Source organism: Streptomyces sp. NPDC001903 (assembly GCF_042891345.1).
Lineage (GTDB): Bacteria > Actinomycetota > Actinomycetes > Streptomycetales > Streptomycetaceae > Streptomyces.
The window spans coordinates 405,950-428,406 of the sequence record NZ_JBIASZ010000004.1 but is presented as its reverse complement, the minus strand read 5'-3'; the positions used below and the strand labels follow the sequence as shown (position 1 = coordinate 428,406).

Here is a 22,457-nt window from a genome sequence, read left to right as displayed (position 1 = left end):
GTGCGCCCGAAGGGCGCTCCCGCGGTGTCCGGTGCGTGCTCTCGGTGTGCCGGGCGGAAGCCGGTGTACTGGACGTACTCGGGATTTCGCCCGGTGCGCCGAGAGCGCGTGCCGGGCTCCGCGGGGCAGGCGGGACTTTGCGGACACCCCCTAGGCGGCGAGGAGTTCCAGGACGGCCCGTACGGCGTCGAGGACGGGCTGGCCGATCGCCCCGGCGGTGGCGGCGATGCCGGCCACCGCCATCAGGGCCCGGTGCCGCTCCTCCTGCGGGGCCGCTCCGGAGTCGGCCGTAAGGGCCGGCAGTGCGTCGTCGATGGACCGTGCGGTCAGCGGGGACACCTGCCCGCGCAGCTCCTCCAGCAGGGCGACCAGCTCGCGGACGGCGTCGACGAGGGCGGAATCGGCCGGGTGCGCGGCCGCGGACTCGGCGTCGTGGTTGACCATGCCGGTGTTGTGCGTCCCGCCGTGCATGTTGACGGTCCGGCCGAAGTAGTAGCTGTCCCCGCTCATGCGGCTCTCATCCCCACGTTGTTGGAGCCGCCGTACATGTTCACGGCGTCGCCGAAGTAGTAGTTGCTCGGGTTGCTGATCGTCAGCCGCTCGACCTGGACGCGGAGTTCCGTGTCAGGGTTCTCGATCGCGTGGGCGATCTGGTGGACGAGCGCGTTCAGGTGGCCGGCGTCCCCCGTGACCAAGGCGGTGGACTGTCCGTTCGACTCGACGGCGAGCACGAAGTGGGAAGCCGCGGTCACCACGCTCAGCAAGTCCACGATGAAGTAGACGACCGCGGCCGCGCCGGCGAACCAGACGTAGGCGATGAGGGTGCTGAACGTGTCCTCGCCGCGGGCGAGGAAGTTCGCCATGGCGCCGAACAGGGTGAACCCCATCGCCGTCAGAAGGGTGAGCGCCGTCCGCCTCAGGAAGGTCAGCACCGCCTCCTTGCGGCGCGGGTGCAGGACGAACGTGTACACGCGGGCCACGTTCTGCAGCGGGTAGACCGCCCCGCCCACCCACAGGAGCCGCTTGGTGACGGTCAGATCAAGACTTCCCGGCAGCCTGGCCGCGGTCACCGGAGAGGACCCCGGCGGCTGCTGCGGGACCGGCGGCGGCGAGGCCGGCGGCTCCGGCGGCCGGTGCCACGGCCTCTGTGGCTGCTGAGGCACGGGCGGCTCTGTCGCTTCCATGCATCCCCCTGAGATGGAACCGGATCGGACCGGAGCCCCATGAGACCCCCGGCGCGCCAGCCCCGCAAGGCGAGTTCCGGCCGCGGGCGGAGCGGTCTTCTACAGTGAAGGGATGGGCTTTGATCCGTGGGACGCCGGGTTCGTCGCCGATCCTTACCCCGCCTACCGGGAGCTGCGGGAGCAGGGGCGGGCGCTGTGGTGGGAGGCCACCGGGCAGTGGCTCGTGCCGCACTACGCCGATGTGAGCGCGCTGCTGCGCGACCGCAGGCTGGGCCGGACCTATCTGCACCGCTTCTCGCACGAGGAGTTCGGCCGCGAGGCCCCGCCCCCGGGGCACGAACCCTTCCATGTCCTCAACGACAACGGCCTGTTGGACCTGGAGGACCCCGCCCACGCGCGCGTGCGGCGGCTGGTGTCCAAGGCGTTCACCCCGCGCACCGTGGAACGGCTCGCGCCCGCCGTGGACCGGCTCGCCCGGGAGCTGGTCGGGCAGCTCCTCGCCGACGGGGGCGGGGACCTGCTCACCGTCGTCGCCGAGCCGCTGCCCGTGGCGGTGATCGCCGAGCTGCTCGGCATCCCGGCGGCGGACCGGGCCCTGCTGCGGCCCTGGTCCGCGGACATCTGCGGGATGTACGAGCTCCGCCCCGACGAGGAGACCGCGCAGCGGGCGGTCCGCGCGAGCGTGGAGTTCAGCGCCTACCTGCGCGCGCTGATCGCCGAGCGGCGCAAGGATCCCGGCGAGGATTTGATCTCCGGTCTGATCGCCGCCCACGATGACGAGGGGCGGCTCAGCGAGCAGGAGATGATCTCCACCTGCGTGCTCCTGCTGAACGCGGGCCACGAGGCCACCGTGAACACCACCGTCAACGGCTGGTGGGCCCTCTTCCGCCACCCCGAGCAGCTCGCATCGCTCGATTCCGAAAAGTTGTCCACAGCTGTGGATGAACTGATGCGCTTCGACACTCCCCTCCAGCTGTTCGAGCGCTGGGTGCTCGACGACATCCGGATCGGCGACACCGTCATCCCGCGCGGAGCCGAGGTCGCGCTGCTCTTCGGCTCCGCGAACCGGGATCCCGCCCGGTTCGAGCGCCCCGACGCCCTGGACCTCGTACGGGCCGACAATCCGCATCTCAGCTTCGGCGCCGGGATCCACTACTGCCTCGGCGCTCCGCTCGCGCGCAGGGAGCTGACCGCCTCGTTCGGGGCCCTGCTGGCGGACGACGTCCCGCCCCTGAAGCTCGTGCGCGAGCCCCGGTGGCGGGACGGGTACGTCATCCGCGGTCTGGACGAACTCCTCGTGGAGTTCTGAGAGTTGCCGGCATGTCCGAGCGGCGGCTACGCGGCCAGGTCGCGGCGGCGCAGCGCCGCCAGGCCGGCTGCCAGCAGGGCCGCCGCCAGCGCGGTCAGCACCAGCAGCGGCGCCCAGGCCAGGGCCTCGGCACCCGGCAGCTTGGGCAGGTGGGCGAAGGGCGAGAGGTTCAGGACGGCCTGCGGGAGGTTCAGCGCCGGGCCGATCCAGCCCAGCGTCAGCGCGCCCCCCGCCACCGCCCAGGCGGCCACCGCGTAGCGCGGGGCGGCGCCGTGCAGGAGGGCCGCGAGGGCGCCGATCACCCAGACCGCCGGGAGCTGGGCGAGCGTCGCTCCCACCGCCGCGGCCACGCCCTGGGGGCCCTGGCCGTGCCCGATCCCCAGGCCGAGCCCCGCCAGCAGCAGGATCAGCGCCGAGCCGCCGAAGGCCACCGCCAGGTGGCCGCCGGCCCAGCGCAGCCGGCCGACCGCGTTCGCGAGCAGCGGTTCGGCGCGCTGACCCGACTCCTCACCGCTCAGCCGCAGCACCGCCGAGACGATGAACAGGGCGGCGATCATGCCGAGCATCCCGGCCATCGTCGCGAGGAAGGCGTCCGCGATCCCGCTCCGCCCGCCCATCCGCTCGATGATCTCGCGGGTCCGTTCGTTGTCGCCGACCAGTTGCGTGGCCCCGTCCGTCATCCCGCCGAAGACCAGCCCGGCCGCCAGGAACGCCAGGCTCCACCCGATCAGGCTCCCTCGCTGGAGCCGCCAGGCCAGCGCCCCCGCGCCGGCGATCCGGCCCTGCGCCGGGCCCGGCCGGGCCGGCAGGAAGCTCATGCCGACGTCGCGGCGCCCGGCCAGCGCGTACGCCGCGGCCACCTGCACCGCCACGGCCGCGGCGAACAGGCCGAACACCCACCAGCGTTCGTCCGCGAAGGCCCGTACGTGCTCCAGCCAGCCCAGCGGCGACGCCCAGGTCAGCACGCTCGAACCCCCGGCGCTCCCGGCGTCCCCGGCGGCGCGCAGTACGAAGGCCGCGCCGATCAGCGCCCCCGCGAGCCCCTTCGCGAGCCGCGCGCTCTCGGTGAGCTGAGCGGCGATGGCGGCCAGGGCCGCGAAGAGCATCCCGGTGGCGCCGATGCCGAGCCCGAGGGCCGCCGCACCGCCCGCCCCGCGCCCGGCGAGCCCCGCCGTCACCAGCAGCGCGGCCAGCCCGTTGGCCGTCAGGGCCGCCAGCAGCGCGGCAGTCAGCGGCGCCCGGCGGCCCACCATGGCGGCGGAGAGCAGCTCCTGACGGCCCGTCTCCTCCTCCTCGCGCGTGTGCCGGACCACGATGACCAGGCTCATGATCCCCGCCAGCACCCCGGCGAAGACCCCGCCGCGCCAGGCCGTCAGCGCGCCGACCGAGTCGCCGAAGACCGGCCCGTACAGGGCGCGCAGCGAGCCGTTGGTGTTCATCGTGGTGAGCAGCCGGGCCCGTTCGGCGGCCGTCCCGTACACCGACTCCAGCGAGGCGGGCAGGCTGAGCACCAGCAGCGCCACGACCGTGATCCAGACCGGCATCATCACGCGGTCCCGGCGGAGCGCGAGGCGCAGCAGCGTCCCGGTGCCGGCCAGTTGGTCCTTCATCGCGACACGCCCGCCTTCACGGTGTCGCCGGCGCCACCGGCGTGCACGTCGTCCGCGTAGTGCCGCAGGAAGAGCTCCTCCAGCGTCGGCGGTGTCGAGGTCAGCGAGCGCACCCCGGAGTCGGCGAGCGCGCGCAGCACGGCGTCCAGCTTGTCCGTGTCGGCCTGGAGACGGACCTTCAGCCCCCGCACCTCCACGTCGTGCACGCCCGGCAGGTCCGCGAGCCCGTTCGGCGGGCCGGCGAGCTCGGCGCTGATCGACGTACGCGTCAGGTGCCGCAGATCGGCCAGCGTGCCCGTCTCCACCGTGCGGCCCTTGCGGATGATGCTGACCCGGTCGCAGAGGGTCTCGACCTCGCTCAGGATGTGCGAGCTGAGCAGGACGGTCCGCCCGGCCGCCCGCGCCTCGGCGACGCAGCCCTGGAAGACCCCCTCCATCAGCGGGTCCAGCCCGGAGGTGGGCTCGTCGAGGATGAGCAGTTCGGCGTCGGAGGAGAAGGCGGCGACGAGCGCGACCTTCTGCCGGTTGCCCTTGGAGTACGTACGCCCCTTCTTGGTGGGGTCCAGCTCGAACCGCTCGATCAGCTCGGCGCGCCGGGCCCGGTCCAGGCCCCCGCGCAGCCGCCCGTAGAGGTCGATGACCTCGCCGCCGGAGAGGTTGCGCCACAGGGTGACGTCGCCGGGGACGTAGGCGACGCGGCGGTGCAGTTGCACGGCGTCGGCCCAGGGGTCGCCGCCGAGCAGCTCGGCGGTTCCGGAGTCGGCGCGCAGCAGGCCCAGCAGGACGCGGATGGTGGTGGACTTGCCGGAGCCGTTGGGGCCGAGGAAGCCGTGGACCTCGCCGGTGGCGACCGCGAGGTCGAGACCGTCCAGTGCGTGGGTGCGGCCGAACGCCTTGTGGAGTCCGGCGACCCTGATTGCCTTCGTCATGATTCTGAACGTACGCTACTTTCACAAAGTTGTGAAGGTAGGGAAACGTATAAAGTCGGGAGGGTGGCGGACGACATGAACACTCGGGCACCTGGCGTACGGAGCGACGAAGCGGCGGTTTCCCGCTTCGTGGAGCGGTTCGCCGCGCAGCTGACCGAGGCGGGGATGCAGCGGATGGCCTCGCGGGTCTTCGCGCAGCTGCTCGCGAGCGACAGCGGGTCGATGACCTCGGCGGAGCTGAGCGAGGCGCTGCAGATCAGCCCGGCGGCGGTGTCGGGGGCCGTGGCCTACCTGACGCAGGTGACCATGGTCAGCCGGGAGCGGGAGCCGGGCTCGCGGCGGGACCGGTACGTCCTGCACAACGAGCTCTGGTACGAGACGTTCACCCGGCGGGACCAGGTGCTGAACCTCTTCGAGAAGACCCTGCGCGACGGCGCGGCCGGAGTCGGCGCGGACACCCCGGCCGGCGCGCGCATGGCGGAGACGGCGGCGTTCTTCGAGTTCCTGCAGGGCGAGATGCACGCGATGATGGACCGCTGGCGGGCCCACCGGGCCACCCTGGACCTCCCGGTCCCGTAGCCGCCCCGCTCCGCCCTGCCCGGCCCCGCCCTGCCCTGCCCTGCCCCGCCTCACGCCGGGTCACGCCGGGCCCGGCCGGGACCGAGCCCGGCCCGACCCGGCCCGGTCAGCGGGGCAGCGTCAGCGACCACGCCCCCGGCCGGAGCGTCCACGTACGGCGCCGTACCGGCCCCGCCACCAGCGCGTCCGCCCGGTAGCGGAAGTCCGAGCCCGACACCGTCACCGACGCGGCCTTCACCCGCAGCGAGGGACCGCCGGCCAGCCGGACCGTCACCTCCGCCACCCCGCCGGAGGCCGAGGCCGGCACCACCCGCAGCTCCTCCACCACCCGGTCCACGTCCACGAGCAGCTGCCCGTCCGCCTCCACCCGCAGCCGGTGCCCCACCCGGGCACCCGGCGGGACCAGCGTCCGCACCAGCGAGCGGTACGCGCTCCACACCGAGGGCCCCGACGGCCTGGCCGCCGCCCGGACGGGTGGAATCCGCAGATCCCCGAGCACCACCCCGTCACTGTCGTCGACCAGCAGGTCCCGCACCCGTACGGCCCCGTCCAGCACCGAGCGCGCCGCCGCCACCGCCGACAGCGGAACACCCAGCGACCGGGCCAGCGCCAGGGATCCCGCCTGCCCCACCGGAATCAGCGAAACGGCCCCTTCCCCGAGCCTGCGCTCGCGGTGCAGCAGCCCCACGGCGCGCACCAGCGCCCGGTCGTCGCCGACGATCACCGGCTGCCGATGGCCCCGGCGGGCAAGGGCCCGCGCAAACTCCTCCTGCGAATCCGGGAGGCAGATTTTCGCCGCGGCCCCCGCCGACAGAACATCCTTCGCGATCCGCACGGACTCGCCGTCAAGACGGCGGGCGACCGGGTCGACGAGCACGAGCAGGCCGCCTACCGGCGCGCCCGCATGGCTCATGGTGGGCTCTGGAGCCGACACCTCGGTCCTTCCTCGGGTAGCATCTTTGTGCAAGAGGCCCTTGCGCTATTGCGCCAGGGCCTTCGTCTATTCCGGGGTACCGGTCCGACGGCTCAGCCTGCGGTGTACATCGTCGTACGCCCCCTGACCTTGGACATGCCCCATCCGGAAGAGGTGTACGCCTGTGCCCGCTCTTGTGCTGCTCGGAGCTCAGTGGGGTGACGAGGGCAAGGGAAAGGCCACCGACCTGCTCGGTGGATCCGTTGACTATGTGGTGCGCTACCAGGGCGGCAACAACGCCGGCCACACGGTCGTCGTAGGCGACCAGAAGTATGCACTGCACCTTCTCCCTTCCGGCATCCTCTCCCCCGGATGCACCCCGGTGATCGGCAACGGTGTCGTCGTCGACCCGGCCGTCCTGCTCTCCGAGCTGCGCGGCCTGAACGAGCGCGGCATCGACACCTCCAAGCTGCTCATCAGCGGCAACGCGCACCTGATCACGCCGTACAACGTCACCCTCGACAAGGTCGGCGAGCGCTTCCTCGGCAAGCGCAAGATCGGTACGACCGGCCGCGGCATCGGTCCCACGTACGCCGACAAGATCAACCGCATCGGCATCCGCGTCCAGGACCTGTACGACGAGTCGATCCTCACCCAGAAGGTCGAAGCGGCGCTCGAGGGCAAGAACCAGCTCCTCGCCAAGCTCTACAACCGCCGCGCCATCGAGGCCGCCGCGATCGTGGAGGAGATGCTCCAGTACGCGGAGCAGATCAAGCCGTACGTCGCCGACACCACCCTGATCCTCAACAACGCGCTCGACGAGGACAAGGTCGTGCTCTTCGAGGGCGGCCAGGGCACCCTGCTCGACGTCGACCACGGCACGTACCCCTTCGTCACCTCCTCGAACCCGACCGCCGGCGGCGCCTGCACCGGCACCGGCGTGGGCCCGACGAAGATCAGCCGCGTGATCGGCATCCTGAAGGCCTACACGACCCGCGTCGGCGCCGGCCCGTTCCCGACCGAGCTCTTCGACCAGGACGGCGAGGACCTGCGCCGCATCGGCGGCGAGCGCGGCGTGACCACCGGCCGCGACCGCCGCTGCGGCTGGTTCGACGCGCCGATCGCCCGCTACGCCACCCGCGTGAACGGCCTGACGGACTTCTTCCTCACCAAGCTGGACGTGCTGACTGGCTGGGAGCAGATCCCGGTCTGCGTCGCGTACGAGATCGACGGCAAGCGCGTCGAGGAGCTCCCGTACTCGCAGACGGACTTCCACCACGCGAAGCCGATCTACGAAAACCTGCCCGGCTGGTCCGAGGACATCACCAAGGCCAAGACGTTCTCGGACCTCCCGAAGAACGCCCAGGCGTACGTGAAGGCCCTCGAGGAGATGTCGGGCGCCCCGATCTCCGCGATCGGCGTCGGCCCCGGCCGCACCGAGACGATCGAGATCAACTCGTTCCTCTAGCGGCCGCGTAGCGGTACGACCGAAAGGGGCGGTGCGCCACACGGCGCACCGCCCCTTTCCCGTACTCCCGTACCCGCGTACTAGCTGGTCTGGTACACGGCGATCAGGTCGACGATCAGGTCGGTGTCCTGCCAGCCCTGGTTCCAGAAGTCGAGGACGCCGCTCTTGCCCCCGGACGTCTGGACCAGGTTCGCCACGGTCGCGCCCGCCGTCCAGTTCACGGACGAGGAGACGGGCCGCGGCGGCGTGACCGCGGCGCCGTTCAGGTAATCGGGCCAGGTGTTCGGGTCGCCCGTGACCGACAGGAAGCCCGCGCCCTTGGTGTTGGTGACCGCGGTGTTCAGCACCCAGCCGTCGATGTCGGAGCTCGTCCCGTGGCCGTCGAACGGCAGCGGGAGCATCGAGCGGCCCGGCACCGGGCCGGCCTTGCGGCCTGCCCAGCTGTCCTTGCGGCTGTCCAGGATCCGGTACGGGCCCCCGTAGGCCACGAGGGCGGACCGGCTGTCGTTGGTGTAGGCGCCGACGACGTCGATCACCACGTCTGCCGGGTCCCAGCTGCCGTTGCGGATGGTGACCTTCCCGTCGGGCCCGACCGGCACGATCACCGAGTTGGCGACCGTCTGCCCGGCGGTGAAGTTCAGGCTCGACGTGGTCGGAGCGGCCTGCCCGCTCGGGTAGGCGGTCAGGTGACCGGCCGACCGCGGATTGGTGACCGTCACGTTGAGCGCCACGGCGGTGGCGCCCTCGGCGACGCGCTTGCGCCCGGCGACGTCGATGTCGAAGGTCCCGTAGCCGCGGACCTGGCCCTTCGCCGTACCGAGACCCTCGCGGGTGTCGGCGGCGCGGACCGGGGTCAGCGGGACGTAGCCGGCGGCGACCGAGGCCGTGAAGTAGCCGGTGACGTCCGCGAGCAGGTCCACCGATTCCCAGCCGCCGTTGAGCAGCTGCACGGAGCCGTCCTTGCCGACCGGCACGATGACCTGGTTCGCTACGGTCTGCCCCGCGGCGTAGTTCAGGTTCGACCCCTCGTCGAAGCCGTACGACTCGGGCTGGACCACGACGTGGCCCGCTCCCGTGGCGTTGGTGGCGGTGACGTTGAGGACCACTGCCCGGGCCCCGGCGGGGATCCGGGCCGCGCCCGCGATCTTCAGGGCCACCGAGCCCCGCCCCGGGACCTTCGCCTGCGCGGCGCCGAGGCCCGAGCGGGTGTCCAGCAGCCGGGTCGGCGCGTGCGTCGTGAACTCGCTGCCCGAGGTGACGAAGTCGAGCCGGTTCACGCCCTGGACACCGCTCGTGGCGTCCTTCGCCGTGACCGTGACGGTGTACGCACCGACCGCGGCGTACTTGTGCGTGGTCTTCCGCTCGTCGTCGCCGGAGCCGGTGGCGTGGTCGGTCGTCCCGTCGCCCCAGTCGATGGTGATGTCGAGTCCGGCGGGTGCGCCGGTGATGTGGGACCGCAGCTCGATCGAGTGTGCGGTGGGCGCGTCCGCGGCCAGATAGACGTAGAGGTCGGAGTTGCCCACCGCCCCCTGTGCCCCCTGCGCCTGCGGCGCCGCGGCCGCCCCGGTCCGGGCTCCGGGCAGCGGCGTGCGGACCGTACGGTCGGCCGGGCTGGAGAAGGTCCTGCCCCCCGGCAGCGACCCGGCCCTGCCCTGGTCCGCCTTGGTCGCGGCGGCGATCGCGTGGCCGCCGGGAGCGACCGGACCGGCCGCGTGGGCCGGGAGCGATGCGAGGCCTACACCCGCTGCCACGACGGCGGCGGAAAACATGAGACGGCGACGGAGCACCGTACCCCCCTTGGTCTGGTGCAGAACCCTGAACGGGTTCGAAATCCCGTTCAGGGTACAGACACCCGGTGGACCTAGGAGAAGTAGCCGAGCAGGTCGGTGATCACGTGGTTGCTGCCGCCCCAGCTGTTGAAGACGCTCACCTTGCCGTCCCCGACCGGAGTCGTGACGTGGTTCGGGACGGTGAGGCCGGGCAGCGTGTTCAGGCTGCTGGCGTCCGTACGCGCGGTCCCGTACCCGTGGACGGTCAGGAAGCCGGCGGCGGAGGTCTCGGTCGCGGTCACGTTCAGCACCGCGCCCACCGCGCCGGACGGCAGCCCGGCCACGGTCGTGGTCGCGCCCGGGGCCAGCTTGCCGGTGGTCCGGGTGTCACCGAGGCGCTTGGGCACGACCGGCGTGAAGAGTGCCTTGCCGTCCTTGCCGTAGTAGCCCACCGCGTCCACGACCAGGTGCGTGGAACCGCTGTTGTTGTAGAGCGTGATCGTCCCGTTCGGCCCCACCGGCACGATGGCCTGGTTGGACTTGTCCTTGCCCGGCTCCGGGTTCAGGTTGGACGTCGCGGGCCGCTGCGACGGGTTCGGGTACGCGATCACGTGCGTGTCCGAGGTCGCGCCCGTGCTGGTCAGGTTCAGCGCGACCGCCGTGGCGTCCGCGGGGATCGCGCCCACACCGGCGACCTTGACGGTGCGCGTCCGGCCGCCGGCCAGCGCGCCGTCGGGCGCCGTACGGGTGTCCGCGAGCCGGGTCGGGGTGACCGGGCTGAAGCGCTGCCCGATGTTGGGCTGGTAGTAGCCGACGAAGTCGACGATCAGCTTCGCCTGACCGGAGTTGAGCCGGAACCACACCGAGCCGTCGGAACCGACGGGAACGGTCACCGTGTTGGACGAGGTACCGCCCGCACGGACGTTGACGTTCGAGGTCGCCGGACGGTCCTGGCGGTTCGGCGACACGCTGAGGTGCGTGTCCTCGCTGGCGCCGGTGACGGTCACGTTGAGGACCGCCGCGGCCATGCCGCCCGAGAGCGACCCGCCGGTCGGCAGGCGCGAGGACCAGGGCTCTCCGCCCTGCAGCGACCAGAGGTAGGTCCGGGTGTCGACGATGCGGAAGGGCTCGGTGGCCACGTAGCCGGACGCGCTGTAGTCCACGCGCACCGTCTTGCTCACCGTCGACGTGGCGCCCTTGACGTCCTGGAGCTTGGCGGTGACCTTGTACTCGCCCGGAGCGTCGTACGTGTGCTGCCCGGGGGACTGGTAGTCACCCGGCTCGAAGCCGCCGGGGCCGTCGCCGAAGTCGACCTGCACACCCGTCACCGGCCACGGCGCCACCGCCGACCGCAGGTCGAGCCCGATGGTCAGCGGGCGGACGGTCTCCTCCGGGCTGTCGGAGGTCGGCAGGACCGGCGAGGCGGTGAAGTCCGCGGCCAGCGGCTTGTCGGCCGCGGTCACCTTCACCGGCTTCTCCGCGGCGGCCGTCCGGCCCACGCCGTTGACCGCCGTCACCTTGGCCACGTAGTCGCCCGGCTTGGCGTAGGTGTGCGAGGCGAGGGCCTGCGGCTCGTCGCCCTGCCGGGTGACGACCGGCTGCGTCCCGTCGCCGAAGTCGACGCGGTAGCTCATCGCGGTGGGCCACTTGCTGTCGGAGGAGGCCTTCACCTCGACCTTGGTCCCGGCCGGCGCCCAGCTCTGGTCGACCGACATCGTGGCCGCGTTCAGGGCGTCCTGGGTCTCGTGGGCGCCGCGGTCGAGGTACCCGCCGTCGCGCCCGGTGTTGGGGACCCGCGGGTCGTCCGCGGTCGGTTTGCCGCTGAAGTCGGTGGGCAGGACGCCCGGCGCCGTCGGGTCGGCGGAGTCGATGGTCGGAGAGCCGTCCATCGTGCCGACGCCTTCGGCGGAGGGGGTCAGGATGTCGTGCGCGCCCTGTCCGGTGCCGGCCCGGAAGGCGGCCGGGTCCTTGTACGCGGTGCCGGACCAGCTGTAGGCCGGTTCGGCACCGGCGTTGCCGGCGACCAGGTTGTAGTCGGCCCGGGTCCCCGCCGTCGCGCTCTGCGCGACCAGGAACGGGTTGCGCGCGCCGTCCGATGTGCACTGGTCGCTGCGGCCGGAGGTGAAGAGCACGTTGTTGAAGACGGCCGAGCCGGTCGAGTTCCCGCCGAGCGCGAGCGTGGCCGAGCACAGGCCCCGGAGCGTGTTGTTGGTGACGACGCTGCCGGGCGCGTCCGCGAGGTCGAGGGCCGACGCCGAGCCGCCCATGATCCCGTTGCGGGCGAGCACGGTGTTCCGCGAGCCCCCGTCGATCCGGACGCCTTGCAGTGAGCTCCGGGTGATGCGTACGTCGGCGCTTCCCTCGCCGACCACGACCCCGGTCCCCCCGGCGACGTCCCGGCCCGCGGCGACCGTCATCCGGTCCAGCTCGACATCGGCGGACCGGCCGACCCGCAGGGGCGCGCCGAGCGTGATGCCGCGGACCACGACGTGGGACGCGCCGCTGATGGTCAGGCCCTTGCCGTTGGAGAGGTTCACGCGGAGCGGGGAACCCTCCGCCCAGCCGGCCACGAAAGCGATGGGCTTGCCGGGCTCGCCGGAGCGGTCGATCGTGACGGCCTCCTCGTAGGCCCTGCCCGGGTGGATGCGCACGGTCTGGCCGGGCTGCACGGCCTTGGCGGCCGCCGAGATCGTGCAGAACGGTGCGGTCGGGGAGCCGGTACCACTGTCGGAGCAGTTGGAGCCTTGGTAATTGCTCACGTAGAGGGAGTCCGGGGCATCGGCGGCCGCGGCCGCCGGCATGCCGAGGAGCGTGACGAGACCTGTGGTCAGCAGGACCGTCGTACGGGTGGGACGCACCAGTGGGGTTCCTTTGCGAAATGATGACTAATGAGATCATCATCCACCGCTCGGGCCCGGACTTGTCACCTATCAAGTCCAGGACGTGGAAAAGGGTGGACCTGAACCGTCACCCTTGTTCCATGACCACTGGAAGTGACTCGGCCAACTCCCCCGCGCCCGGCTGGATTCCGGTCACCGGTATCGGAATGCGCAAGGCCGGAGTGCAGTTCGACGCCGTACGCGTGGACGGTGACATGGGACGGGATCTCGCCGATCTCCTCGTCACGCTCACCGGCGGTGATCCCGGGCCGATCGTCGTGCAGGCCAACGGGAGGCGGCCCGTCTACTTCCTGATCCCGGTCGGGAGCGCCGCGTACCGGGTCTGGCCGCCCGGATTCACGCGGCTCGCGTCGGGACCTCGGAGGACCACGTACATCCCCGTCCCGGCCCTCGACGGTGCCTGGCCGCTGGCCTGGCGGTGTCCGCCGACCCGCGGGGACCGGTTCGTGCACGCGCTGCTGCTGTACCGCGCCGCCGGCCTCTACCAGGCGAGCTGCGAGATCTCCTCGGCCACCACCGCACAGGCGTCGGCGGCGGGGTCGATGAGCGGGAAGTGACCCACCCCGTCCAGCAGGGTCAGGCCCACGGTCTCCCCCGCCTTGGCCGCCGCGGCCACGTACGACTCCGCCACCGAAGACGGGACCACGATGTCCTCCCGGCCGTGCACGACGGCCGTCGCGATGCCGGTCGGCAGCAGCACCGCCGGATCCGCGAACGGCAGCCGCTCCGCCCACTGGTCGGCGCCGCCCAGCAGCTGCGCGGACGCGCCGCCGCACACACCCAGCTCCTCCGCGGCCACGAAGTCCGCGATCGGGGCCAGCGCCACCACACCGCGCAGCATCGGCGGGGAAGGCAGCCTCCAGGCGGCGGGGGACTCGGGCGGCAGGACGTGCCGGGCCGACGCCCACAGCGCGAGGTGGCCGCCCGCGGAATGGCCCGTGATGACCGTGCGGCGCGGGTCGGCCTGCGGGAGGTGGGCCGCGGCGAGCGCCGGGAGGGCGTCCATCGCGGCGGCCACGTCGTCGAAGGTCTCGGGCCAGCGGCCGGCCACGTGCCCTTGGGCGTTCTGGTGCGGCAGGGAACTTCCGCGCCGGTACTCGACGTTGGCGACGGCGAAACCACGGCGGGCCAGGAAGTCCGCGAGCGGGGTGACGTGGTGGCGGTCGTACGGGGCGCGCCAGGCACCGCCGTGCAGGAGCACGACCAGGGGGGCCGCGCCCGCGGCGGCCCCGCCGCGCGGGGCGTAGAAGTCGATCACCTGGTCGGGCTGGTCCCCGTACGCCCCGATCGCGTCCGGGGCGACCGGCGGATGGGCGAAGGCCGAGGCGGCCTCGGCGGCGTCCCGTTCGACTGCGGGGTCCGTCATCGGCTCAACCTCTCGGTAACGCGTGGGACTGGTGTTCCGGCAGAGCGGGACCGTATCAGGCCGGAACAGGAACGTCGGCGGGGGCGGGGGCCTTGGCCGGGATGTGCGCGGGCGGACGGAGCCGAAGCCCCGCCCGCCCGGTTGCCGTGACGTTTCGCCCCTACATCACCCGAAAATGTGACCCAGTGTCCGGGCCGCACGCTCCGCGTCGGCGAAACCGACGTAGAGCGGGGTGAAACCGAAGCGCAGGACGTCGGGGGCGCGGAAGTCCCCGATCACGCCCCGGGAGATCAGGTCGTCCATGACCGCGCGGGCGTTCTCGGTGCGCAGCGAGACCTGGCTGCCGCGCCGCTCGTGTTCGGCCGGGGTGACCGATTCGACCTTGCCGGCGGGGACGTAGGCGGCCACGCACTCCAGGAAGAAGTCGGTCAGGGCAAGGGACTTGGCCCGTACGGCTTCCACCGCGACGCCGTCCCAGGCGTCGAGCGCCGCTTCGAGGGCCAGCATGGACAGGATGTCCGGGGTGCCGACCCGGCCGCGGACCGCCCCGGCCGCCGGGGTGTAGTCCGGGGTCATCGCGAAGGGGTCCGCGTGGCCGTTCCAGCCGGGGAGCGGGGAGTCGAAGGCCCCCTGATGGCGTGCGGCGATGTAGAGGTACGCCGGGGAACCGGGGCCTCCGTTCAGGTACTTGTACGTACAGCCGACCGCGAGGTCGACGCCGTGCTCGTCGAGGCCGACGGGAAGGGCGCCGGCCGAGTGGCACAGGTCCCAGACGGTGACGGCCCCGGCGGCCCGGGCCGCCGCGGTGAGGGCCGGCAGGTCGTGGAGGCGGCCGGTGCGGTAGTCGACGTGGTTGAGCAGGACGACGGCGGTGTCCTCGCCCATCGCGCCGGCCGCGTCGGAGGGGTCCACCGGTATGACGGTCAGACCGGTCATCCGGGCGGCCGACTCGGCGATGTAGCCGTCGGTGGGGAAGGTGGAGGCGTCGACCAGCATGTGCGTGCGGCCGGGGCGGGCCAGGCGGGCGGCGCCCACCAGGGCCTTGAACAGGTTGACGCTGGTGGAGTCGCCGACGACCGTCTGGCCGGGGGCAGCCCCGATGAGCGGGGACAGCTTGTCGCCGATCCGCTCGGGGGCGGTCCACCAGGTGCCGGTGGACCAGGACTGGATGAGCTCCGTGCCCCACTCGTGCGTGATGACCTGGGCGATGCGGGCCGCGACCCCGGTCGTCAGCGCCCCCAGCGAGTTGCCGTCCAGGTAGACGACGCCGTCGGGGAGGGTGAAGCGGTCGCGGAGCTTGCCGAGCTCGTCGGCGGTGTCGAGGGCGGCGGCGCGGGCGGCGAGGTCCTCCGAGGACCTCGCGCCGTACGAGGGGTTCGCGTCAGACATGGCTGCGGGCCGTCCAGAGCTCCGGGAACACGTTCTTCGTGGCGCGCTTTTCGAGCCAGGTCACGCCGGCCGAGCCGCCCGTGCCGGTCTTGGCGCCCATCGCGCGGCGGGTCGCGACCAGGTGGTCGTTGCGCCAGCGCCAGACGAGCTCCGCGACGTCCGTGAGGACCTCGCCGAGGCGGTGCAGGTCGTGCTGCGCGTCGGGGTCCGCGTACAGGGAGGTCCAGACGGCCTCGACCTCGGGAGAGGGCTCGTACCGCCGGGAGAGGTCGCGGTCCAGGACCTCCTGCGGGACCGCCAGGCCGCGGCGGGCCAGCAGGCGCAGGACCTCGTCGTACAGGCTGGGCTCCTGGAGGGCCTTCTCCAGCTCCGCGTGGACGCGCGGGGCGCCGCGGTGCGGGACGAGCATCGAGGCCGACTTCTCGCCGAGCAGGAACTCCATGCGGCGGTACATCGCCGACTGGAAGCCGGAGCCCTCGCCGAGGGCGGCGCGGTAGGCGTTGAACTGGCCAGGGGTGAGCTGGGCGAGCGGGCGCCAGGAGGCGTTGAGGGCCTCCAGCTCGCGCAGGGAGCGCTTCAGCGCGTCCATCGCGACGGGGATGGTGTCCTCGCGGAGGGCCTTCGCGGCCGTCTCCCATTCGTGGACGATGACCGTGAACCACAGCTCCATGACCTGGGTCGTCACCAGGAAGACCATCTCGCCCGGGTCGTCCGAGCGGGGGTGCTGGAGGTGGGTGAGGACGTCCGCCTGGACGTAGTCCTCGTACGGGGTCGTGCCGGCGAAGTCGAGGTTCGGGGTGTCCGAACCGGCTCCGGAGGCATCAAGGGTGTTCGACATCGCTGTCTCCTCGACACGTGCTTCCGGGTAGCGGTCCGCCCCTTCCGATGGGTGAGTGGAGCCCCGGTCCCCTGCTCGCATCATAGGACCGGTTGCCGGGCTCCCTCTATTGGGGTGTGACCGGGGTCACAGGTGTTTTTCGGACACTACGGCATGCCGGGGCCCCGCGCTCGGGGCCCCGGCCGTCCGGATGGGGCTCAGGCGCCGAGGACGTCCGCGGCCGTCTCGGAGGAGTCGCGCAGGAAGGTCGAGCAGCGCTCGTACTCCTCCTTCTCGTCGATCGCCCCGGCCGCGCGGGAGAGGGCGTACAGGGCGCGCAGGAAGCCGCGGTTCGGCTCGTGCTCCCACGGCACCGGGCCGTGGCCCTTCCAGCCGGCGCGGCGCAGGGCGTCGAGGCCCCGGTGGTAGCCCGTACGGGCGTACGCGTACGACTCGACGGTGCGGCCCGCGGCGAACGCCTCGTCGGCGAGGACCGCCCAGGCGAGGGAGGAGGTCGGGTGCGCGGCGGCCACCTCGACGGCGGGCGTGCCCGCGGCGATGGCCTCGCGGCCCGGCTCGTCGGGGAGGTGGGTGGGGGCGGGGCCCCCGAGCAGGTTCTGGTGAATGGACATGCCCCAAGTCTGGGGTATCGGGCCCCTGCTGTGACGAAGGGCCCGGTCCGCCGTCGCGAGACGGTGGACCGGGCCCTTCGGCCGTACGAGTCGGCGGGTGCTACTTCAGCTTCGTGCCCGTCGAGCGCAGGTTCGCGCACGCCTCGGTGACGCGCTTGGCCATGCTCGCCTCGGCGAGCTTGCCCCAGGTGCGCGGGTCGTAGGTGGACTTCTTGCCGACCTCGCCGTCGACCTTCAGGACACCGTCATAGTTGCGGAACATGTGGTCCGCGACCGGGCGGGTGAAGGCGTACTGGGTGTCGGTGTCGAGGTTCATCTTCACGACGCCGTTCTCCAGCGCGGTGGCGATCTCCTGCTCGGAGGAGCCGGAGCCGCCGTGGAAGACGAAGTCGAACGGGCTGGTCTTGCCGTACTTCTCGCCGACACCCTGCTGCAGGTCCTTCAGCAGCTCGGGACGCAGGACGACGTTGCCCGGCTTGTAGACGCCGTGCACGTTGCCGAAGGAGGCGGCCAGCAGGTAGCGGCCCTTCTCGCCCAGGCCCAGGGCCTCGGCGGTGCGGATCGCGTCGTCGACGGTGGTGTACAGCTCGTCGTTGATCTCGTGGGTGACGCCGTCCTCCTCGCCACCGGTCGGGGTGATCTCGACCTCGAGGATGATCTTCGCGGCGGCGGCCTTGGCGAGCAGCTCCTGGCCGATGGCCAGGTTGTCGGCCAGGGTCTCGGCGGAGCCGTCCCACATGTGCGACTGGAAGAGCGGGTTCAGACCACGGGCCACGCGCTCGGCGGACACCTCGAGGAGGGGGCGGACGTAGCCGTCCAGCTTGTCCTTCGGGCAGTGGTCCGTGTGCAGCGCGACGGTGACGTCGTACTTCGCGGCAACGATGTGCGCGAACTCGGCCAGGGCGACCGCACCCGTGACCATGTCCTTCTTGTACTGGCCACCCAGGAACTCCGCACCGCCGGTGGAGATCTGGATGATGCCGTCGCTCTCGGCCTCCGCGAAGCCGCGCAGTGCAGCGTGCAGGGTCTGGGTCGAGGTCACGTTGATCGCCGGGTAGGCAAACTTGCCTGCCTTCGCCCGGTCGAGCATCTCGTTGTAGACCTCGGGGGTTGCGATGGGCATCTGTCCGCTCCTTGGATGTGCGGGGAGTGTGCGATTGCTGGCCCTGACCTGGGGGCGACGTAACCGTCGGGCTCATCTTTCCAGACTCCGCACGACACTCCACCCGTGCCGAGTGGACCGTTTCACGTGAAACACTCCGCCCGGCCGGGAAAGAGCAGGTCAGGACCTGTGGCCGGAGCCCCGGGGACCTAAGTCACCAGTTCTCCGGCGGTCAGCATGCGAGACCGGTCAAGATCAAGTGCGATCGGGCCGGATCGGCCCGGGTACACGATCGGTCCGGGTGCGCCCTCAGCCCAGGTCGAGATCGGCGAGCCGGTAGCCGGTGAGGTACGGCAGACCCGCCTCGGCGATGGCGTCCGCGGCGCCGCGGTCCACGATCGTGGCGACGGCGACGACCTCGCCGCCGGCCTCGCGGACCGCCTCGACGGCGGTCAGCGGGGAACCGCCGGTGGTCGAGGTGTCCTCGACGACCAGGCAGCGCTTGCCCTTCACGTCGGTGCCCTCGATGCGGCGCTGCATGCCGTGGGCCTTCTGCGCCTTGCGGACGACGAACGCGTCGAGGCGTCCGCCGCGGGCGGCGGAGGCGTGCAGCATCGAGGTCGCGACCGGGTCGGCGCCCAGGGTCAGACCGCCGACGCAGTCGAAGTCCAGGTCGGCGGTCAGGTCGAGCATGACCTGACCGACCATCGGGGCGGCCTCGCCGTCCAGGGTGATGCGGCGGAGGTCGATGTAGTAGTCGGCCTCCTTGCCGGAGGAGAGGATCACCTTGCCGTGCACGACGGCCTTGTCCTTGATCTGCTGCAGAAGCGCATCGCGTACGTCAGTCATGACCCCGAGCTTAAATGCGCGCTAGCCGAGCCGGCGCCAGGTCCACGTCGTGGAGATCTCCAGCGGGTCGACCGGCGTGACCAGGCGCGGGAGGCTGTTCAGGCCGTTCGGCGGGCCGGACTGGGGCTCCACGCAGACCGCCTCGGGCTCCTCGTCGTAGACGACCACCCACTCTTCGCGGCTGCGGACCTTGAGCTCCAGCACGCCGGGCCAGGTGAGGGTGACGTCCACACCGCCGGGCATGCCGAAGCAGTCGTCCCAGGGGCCGGGCTCGGGCGCGACACGGTGCCCGGTGGGGATGTGGTCGGCGCCCCGCTCCTCCTGCCACTCGGCCTCGAAGTCGAGCCGCGCGTCCTCGCCGGTGCCGAGGTTGCGGCGGAACCAGGGGTGCCAGCCGGCCTGGGCCGGGAAGGAGTCGCCGTACGTCTCGACGCCCATGGAGAGCGTCAGGCTCTCGGGGGTCAGCTCGACGGTCTGGGTGACCCGGCCGGGCCAGGGCCACGGGTCGGCGAGGTCGTGGATGAACGCCGCGTCGGTGTCGCCGTGGCGGACCTTGCGCCAGGGGTGGTCGCGGCCGAAGCCGTGGATGGCGTGCGGGGGGTGGTTGAGCGGGAGCTGGTGGAGGACTCCACCGTCACGGAACCGGCCGTTCGCGGTGCGTCCGCACCACGGCACCATGGGGAACGCGCCGAAGTGCTCCCCCTGGCGCAGCAGCTCCGTGCCGTCGATGCGCAGGCTGCTGATCCGGCAGCCGTTCTCCTGGTCGACGGTCACCTCGGCGCCGCCCGCGCTCAGTTGCGTACTCATGCGCCCGACTCTAGGCGGTGTCTCGTCGATCGGACCGGACCAGCCCGCAGGGTCAGCGGCGGCGGCGCAGGGCTCGGCCGACGACGACCGCCGAGGCCAGCGCCAGGGCGGCGGCCGGGGCGATCCAGCGCAGGCTCGCACCGGCGCCGGAGGAGGCGGGCGCCGGGACCGGGGCGTAGCGGCCGCGCGGGGGCGCGTGGTCCACTTCCTCGGCACTGCGACCGATCATGGTGCGGCGCGCGTGGGCGGCCTCGGCGGGGGGCTGCGCGGCGGCGGCGAACTCGTCCACGTCCCCGATGTCGCCGATCTCACCGATCCGGTCGAGCTCCGGGAGGCCCTCGAAGTCCCCGTCCATGAAGGGTTCCAGCGACGGGGGCGGCACCTCGGTGTCGAAGACGGACGCCGTGACCTCGTCGGTGGCTCCGTCGCCCTCCTCGTCGGGACCGCCCTCGCTCTCCTCGGCCTCCTCGGCCTCGGCGACGACGTCGGTGACCGGCTCCGCCGCGCCGGCCGCCAGCGCCGCGAGCTGCTCGGCGGCCCGCTCCAGGAGTCGCTGGACGGCGGTGGCGGTGGCCTCCGGCGCGAAGGCGGCGGCCCGCCCGTCGGCGGAGCCCTCGGCGGTGAACTCCAGCCGGGTCCCGTCGCCGGCCGGGGTCAGCACCAGCCCGAGCAGCACCTTGACGGCGCCGCTGCCGCGGATCTCCGTGCCCTCGCCGGCCACGCTGAAGCGGTCCGGGTCCCGCTCGGTGACGGTGAGGGCGCCGCGGTAGGTGACGGTGTTCCCGCCGACCCGGAGTTTGAGGCGGCCCGAGACGGGCCCCGACGCCGCGTCGGCGTCCTGCTGGAGCCCGGGTACGCAGCGGGCCACCCGGGCGGGGTCGCGCAGCACGGCGCGGAGGTCGTCTGCCGGTACCGGAACGAACACCTGATGCTCCATGTGGTCGAGCCTACCGAGGTGAGCCCCTCCCGTACCCGGTCCGGCACTCACGAATGGCCGGTACTTCTGAAAGGCGGGCGCACTCGTGAGAGGCGGGCGCTCGCAAGAGGCGGGCGCTCGCGAGAGGCGGGCGCTCGCGAGAAGCCCGCGCCCGTGAGGCGCCGGTGTTCGTGAGAGGCCGGTGCCCGTGAGGCGCCGGTGCCTACGAGTACCTCGGGTGCGGCAGCGTCGACGGCGGCAGCCCCGCCACCCTCGTCCGCTCCGCGTCGCGCGCGGCGTCCCGCAGGGACTGCGTGGACAGCGAGCGCGGCCACGGGGTGTCCCGGTCCACCCGCAGCTCGGGCACCCGCTCCCGGCCGGCCAGTACGAAGCCCCAGTCCTGCGGCGGCGCGTCGGAGGTGCCGGGCGTGCGGTCGGGCCCGGCGGTGAAGCCGGAGAGCCGGCCGCCCGCGCTGTAGGGCGCGGTGCGCAGGCCGGCCGCGCGCAGGGTGGCCTCGACCGTCCAGTAGGTGCGCGGGCGGGTGGCCAGCGGCCCCGCGTGCACGGCGAGCCGCCCGCCGGGGCGCAGGGCCCGCGCGGCGAGCCCGTAGAACTCCTGCGAGTACAGCTTCGTGCTGGGGGTGATGCCGGGGTCGGGGAGGTCGGAGACGATGACGTCGTACCGGTCCCGGGCGGCTGGTCCGCGCAGCCAGTGGAACGCGTCCTGCGTGACGACCCCGAGGCGCGGGTCCTCGTACGCCCGGCCGTTGAGCGCGGAGAGCATCGGGTCGGTGCGGGCGAGCCGCACCACGCCGGGGTCGAGCTCGACGACGGTGACGGAGGCGACGTCGCGGTAGCGCAGCACCTCGCGGGCGGCCAGCCCGTCGCCGCCGCCGAGGACCAGGACCCGGGCGTGCGGGCCGGTCATCGCGGGGTGCACGAGGGCCTCGTGGTAGCGGTACTCGTCGTAGCCGCTGACCCGCAGCCGGCCGTCGAGGAACAGGTCCAGGGAGCGTGGGGAGCCGGTGGCGGGGCCGGTCAGGACGAGCTCCTGGACGCCGGTCTGGCGGGCGACCCGGACCTCTGCGCCGTAGACGGCGCGGCGGGCGACCCGCTCGAAGTCGTCGGCGAGGACGGTCGCGCAGGCGAGGAGCGCCAGCACCGTGAGGTGCGCGGTGATCAGCAGCCAGCGGGAGCGGCGGCTCAGGTCGCGGCGGAACAGCCACAGGACGAGGCCGGCGCCGACCACCGCGTTGACGGTGCCGGTCAGCATGGCGCCGGTCAGCTGGCCGAGCAGCGGCAGCAGCAGGAAGGGAAAGGCCAGCCCTCCGACGAGGGCCCCCACGTAGTCGGCGGCGAAGAGGTCGGCGACGGCGCCGCCCGCGTCCTGTCTGCGGATGCGCTGGATGAGGACCATCAGCAGCGGGATCTCGGCTCCGATGAGCACGCCGATCGCGAAGGAGAAGGCCACGAGCGCGGGCCGCGATTCGCCGAGCCAGGCGAAGCTCGCGTACAGCGCCATCGCGGAGAGCCCGCCCAGCAGCGCGAGACCCGCCTCGATGGCGGCGAACCCGAAGGCGGGCCGTCTGCGCAGCCGTTTGGCCAGCAGGGAGCCGACGCCCATCGCGAAGACCATGACGGACAGCACGACGGAGGCCTGCGTGACGGAGTCGCCGATGAGGTAGGAGCCGAGGGCGAGCAGCTCCAGCTCGTACACCAGGCCGCAGGCGGCGCAGACGAACACGGTGGCCAGGACGAGGAGTCGGCCGGTCCGGGGCCGTACGGGCAGGGCGGCCGGGAGGGTCGCCACGCCCCGCGGCTCCGGAGCCGGGAGCACCCGGCGCGGGACGGAACGGTCGATCATGAAGCGAACCGTACGTCACCACACACTCACATCCCGTCACCCACATGGGTGCAA

General features: G+C 72.6%; 20 protein-coding genes. 4 read left to right on the top strand and 16 right to left on the bottom strand.

Features of this window, described 5'->3' with window-relative positions; translation table 11 throughout:
* Positions 1 to 150 precede the first annotated feature (150 nt).
* On the bottom strand, positions 151 to 510 hold the full coding sequence (locus tag ACFYZS_RS11630; protein WP_389009780.1) for a hypothetical protein: 360 nt from the start codon (positions 508 to 510) through the stop codon (positions 151 to 153).
* On the bottom strand, positions 507 to 1,070 hold the full coding sequence (locus ACFYZS_RS11625; RefSeq protein ID WP_389009777.1) for a DUF6232 family protein: 564 nt from the start codon (positions 1,068 to 1,070) through the stop codon (positions 507 to 509). Before ACFYZS_RS11625 ends, ACFYZS_RS11630 begins: the two co-directional genes overlap by 4 nt.
* A 226-nt stretch (positions 1,071 to 1,296) precedes the next feature.
* Between ACFYZS_RS11625 and ACFYZS_RS11620 the strand changes: the two genes are divergently transcribed.
* Entirely contained in the window at positions 1,297 to 2,493 is a 1,197-nt protein-coding gene (locus ACFYZS_RS11620) for a cytochrome P450 (protein WP_389009774.1), read from the top strand.
* Between the two features lie 26 nt (positions 2,494 to 2,519).
* Here ACFYZS_RS11620 and ACFYZS_RS11615 read toward each other — a convergent pair whose 3' ends face one another.
* A complete protein-coding gene (locus ACFYZS_RS11615; protein WP_389009771.1) occupies positions 2,520 to 4,103 on the bottom strand; it encodes an ABC transporter permease in 1,584 nt (527 codons plus the stop codon).
* Positions 4,100 to 5,032: an ATP-binding cassette domain-containing protein gene (locus ACFYZS_RS11610; protein ID WP_389009768.1), complete on the bottom strand. Its 933-nt coding sequence runs from the start codon at positions 5,030 to 5,032 to the stop codon at positions 4,100 to 4,102. Before ACFYZS_RS11610 ends, ACFYZS_RS11615 begins: the two co-directional genes overlap by 4 nt.
* 75 nt (positions 5,033 to 5,107) lie before the next feature.
* On the opposite strand from ACFYZS_RS11610, the gene ACFYZS_RS11605 reads away from it, so the two are divergent.
* Positions 5,108 to 5,611 carry a GbsR/MarR family transcriptional regulator gene (locus ACFYZS_RS11605; protein ID WP_389009765.1) on the top strand — a complete coding sequence of 168 codons (504 nt, stop codon included), beginning with the start codon at positions 5,108 to 5,110 and terminating at the stop codon, positions 5,609 to 5,611.
* A 106-nt stretch (positions 5,612 to 5,717) separates the two neighbouring features.
* On the opposite strand, the gene ACFYZS_RS11600 is transcribed toward ACFYZS_RS11605, so the two are convergent.
* The gene (locus ACFYZS_RS11600; RefSeq protein WP_389010272.1) at positions 5,718 to 6,524 is read right to left on the bottom strand and encodes a diacylglycerol kinase; all 807 of its coding nucleotides are present in this window, start codon (positions 6,522 to 6,524) and stop codon (positions 5,718 to 5,720) included.
* Between the two features lie 184 nt (positions 6,525 to 6,708).
* Between ACFYZS_RS11600 and ACFYZS_RS11595 the strand changes: the two genes are divergently transcribed.
* Positions 6,709 to 7,992, top strand: a complete 1,284-nt coding sequence (locus ACFYZS_RS11595; RefSeq protein ID WP_030152855.1) for an adenylosuccinate synthase — start codon at positions 6,709 to 6,711, stop codon at positions 7,990 to 7,992.
* A gap of 80 nt (positions 7,993 to 8,072) precedes the next feature.
* Here the strand turns inward: ACFYZS_RS11595 and ACFYZS_RS11590 are convergent, their stop codons facing one another.
* Positions 8,073 to 9,743, bottom strand: coding sequence for a PKD domain-containing protein (locus ACFYZS_RS11590; RefSeq protein WP_389009762.1), 1,671 nt, complete (start codon positions 9,741 to 9,743; stop codon positions 8,073 to 8,075).
* Between the two features lie 110 nt (positions 9,744 to 9,853).
* On the bottom strand, positions 9,854 to 12,619 hold the full coding sequence (locus tag ACFYZS_RS11585; protein WP_389009759.1) for a PKD domain-containing protein: 2,766 nt from the start codon (positions 12,617 to 12,619) through the stop codon (positions 9,854 to 9,856).
* Positions 12,620 to 12,741: 122 nt separating this feature from the next.
* Between ACFYZS_RS11585 and ACFYZS_RS11580 the strand changes: the two genes are divergently transcribed.
* Complete coding sequence (locus tag ACFYZS_RS11580) at positions 12,742 to 13,218, top strand: hypothetical protein (protein ID WP_389009757.1); 477 nt, start codon at positions 12,742 to 12,744, stop codon at positions 13,216 to 13,218.
* On the opposite strand, the gene ACFYZS_RS11575 is transcribed toward ACFYZS_RS11580, so the two are convergent.
* From ACFYZS_RS11575 to ACFYZS_RS11535, 9 genes are all read right to left on the bottom strand, one after another.
* Positions 13,143 to 14,027: an alpha/beta hydrolase family protein gene (locus ACFYZS_RS11575; RefSeq protein WP_389009754.1), complete on the bottom strand. Its 885-nt coding sequence runs from the start codon at positions 14,025 to 14,027 to the stop codon at positions 13,143 to 13,145. The genes ACFYZS_RS11580 and ACFYZS_RS11575 overlap by 76 nt on opposite strands.
* A gap of 165 nt (positions 14,028 to 14,192) precedes the next feature.
* Positions 14,193 to 15,416, bottom strand: a complete 1,224-nt coding sequence (kynU, locus tag ACFYZS_RS11570) for a kynureninase (RefSeq protein ID WP_389009751.1) — start codon at positions 15,414 to 15,416, stop codon at positions 14,193 to 14,195.
* Positions 15,409 to 16,254 (bottom strand): tryptophan 2,3-dioxygenase family protein, encoded by an 846-nt coding sequence (locus ACFYZS_RS11565; RefSeq protein ID WP_389009748.1) that lies wholly within the window; start codon positions 16,252 to 16,254, stop codon positions 15,409 to 15,411. The genes kynU and ACFYZS_RS11565 overlap by 8 nt, the downstream gene beginning before the upstream one ends.
* Before the next feature lie 197 nt (positions 16,255 to 16,451).
* Entirely contained in the window at positions 16,452 to 16,865 is a 414-nt protein-coding gene (locus ACFYZS_RS11560) for a DUF3151 domain-containing protein (protein WP_030152874.1), read from the bottom strand.
* A 100-nt stretch (positions 16,866 to 16,965) separates the two neighbouring features.
* Complete coding sequence (gene fbaA, locus ACFYZS_RS11555) at positions 16,966 to 17,988, bottom strand: class II fructose-bisphosphate aldolase (protein WP_030152875.1); 1,023 nt, start codon at positions 17,986 to 17,988, stop codon at positions 16,966 to 16,968.
* A 288-nt stretch (positions 17,989 to 18,276) separates the two neighbouring features.
* Positions 18,277 to 18,816, bottom strand: coding sequence for an orotate phosphoribosyltransferase (gene pyrE / locus ACFYZS_RS11550; RefSeq protein ID WP_030152877.1), 540 nt, complete (start codon positions 18,814 to 18,816; stop codon positions 18,277 to 18,279).
* 21 nt (positions 18,817 to 18,837) lie between these two features.
* The gene (locus ACFYZS_RS11545; protein WP_389009743.1) at positions 18,838 to 19,623 is read right to left on the bottom strand and encodes an aldose 1-epimerase; all 786 of its coding nucleotides are present in this window, start codon (positions 19,621 to 19,623) and stop codon (positions 18,838 to 18,840) included.
* 52 nt (positions 19,624 to 19,675) lie between these two features.
* Complete coding sequence (locus ACFYZS_RS11540; RefSeq protein WP_389009741.1) at positions 19,676 to 20,560, bottom strand: SRPBCC family protein; 885 nt, start codon at positions 20,558 to 20,560, stop codon at positions 19,676 to 19,678.
* A 202-nt stretch (positions 20,561 to 20,762) separates the two neighbouring features.
* Positions 20,763 to 22,403, bottom strand: a complete 1,641-nt coding sequence (locus tag ACFYZS_RS11535; RefSeq protein WP_389009738.1) for a polyamine aminopropyltransferase — start codon at positions 22,401 to 22,403, stop codon at positions 20,763 to 20,765.
* Between the last annotated feature and the right edge of the window lie 54 nt (positions 22,404 to 22,457).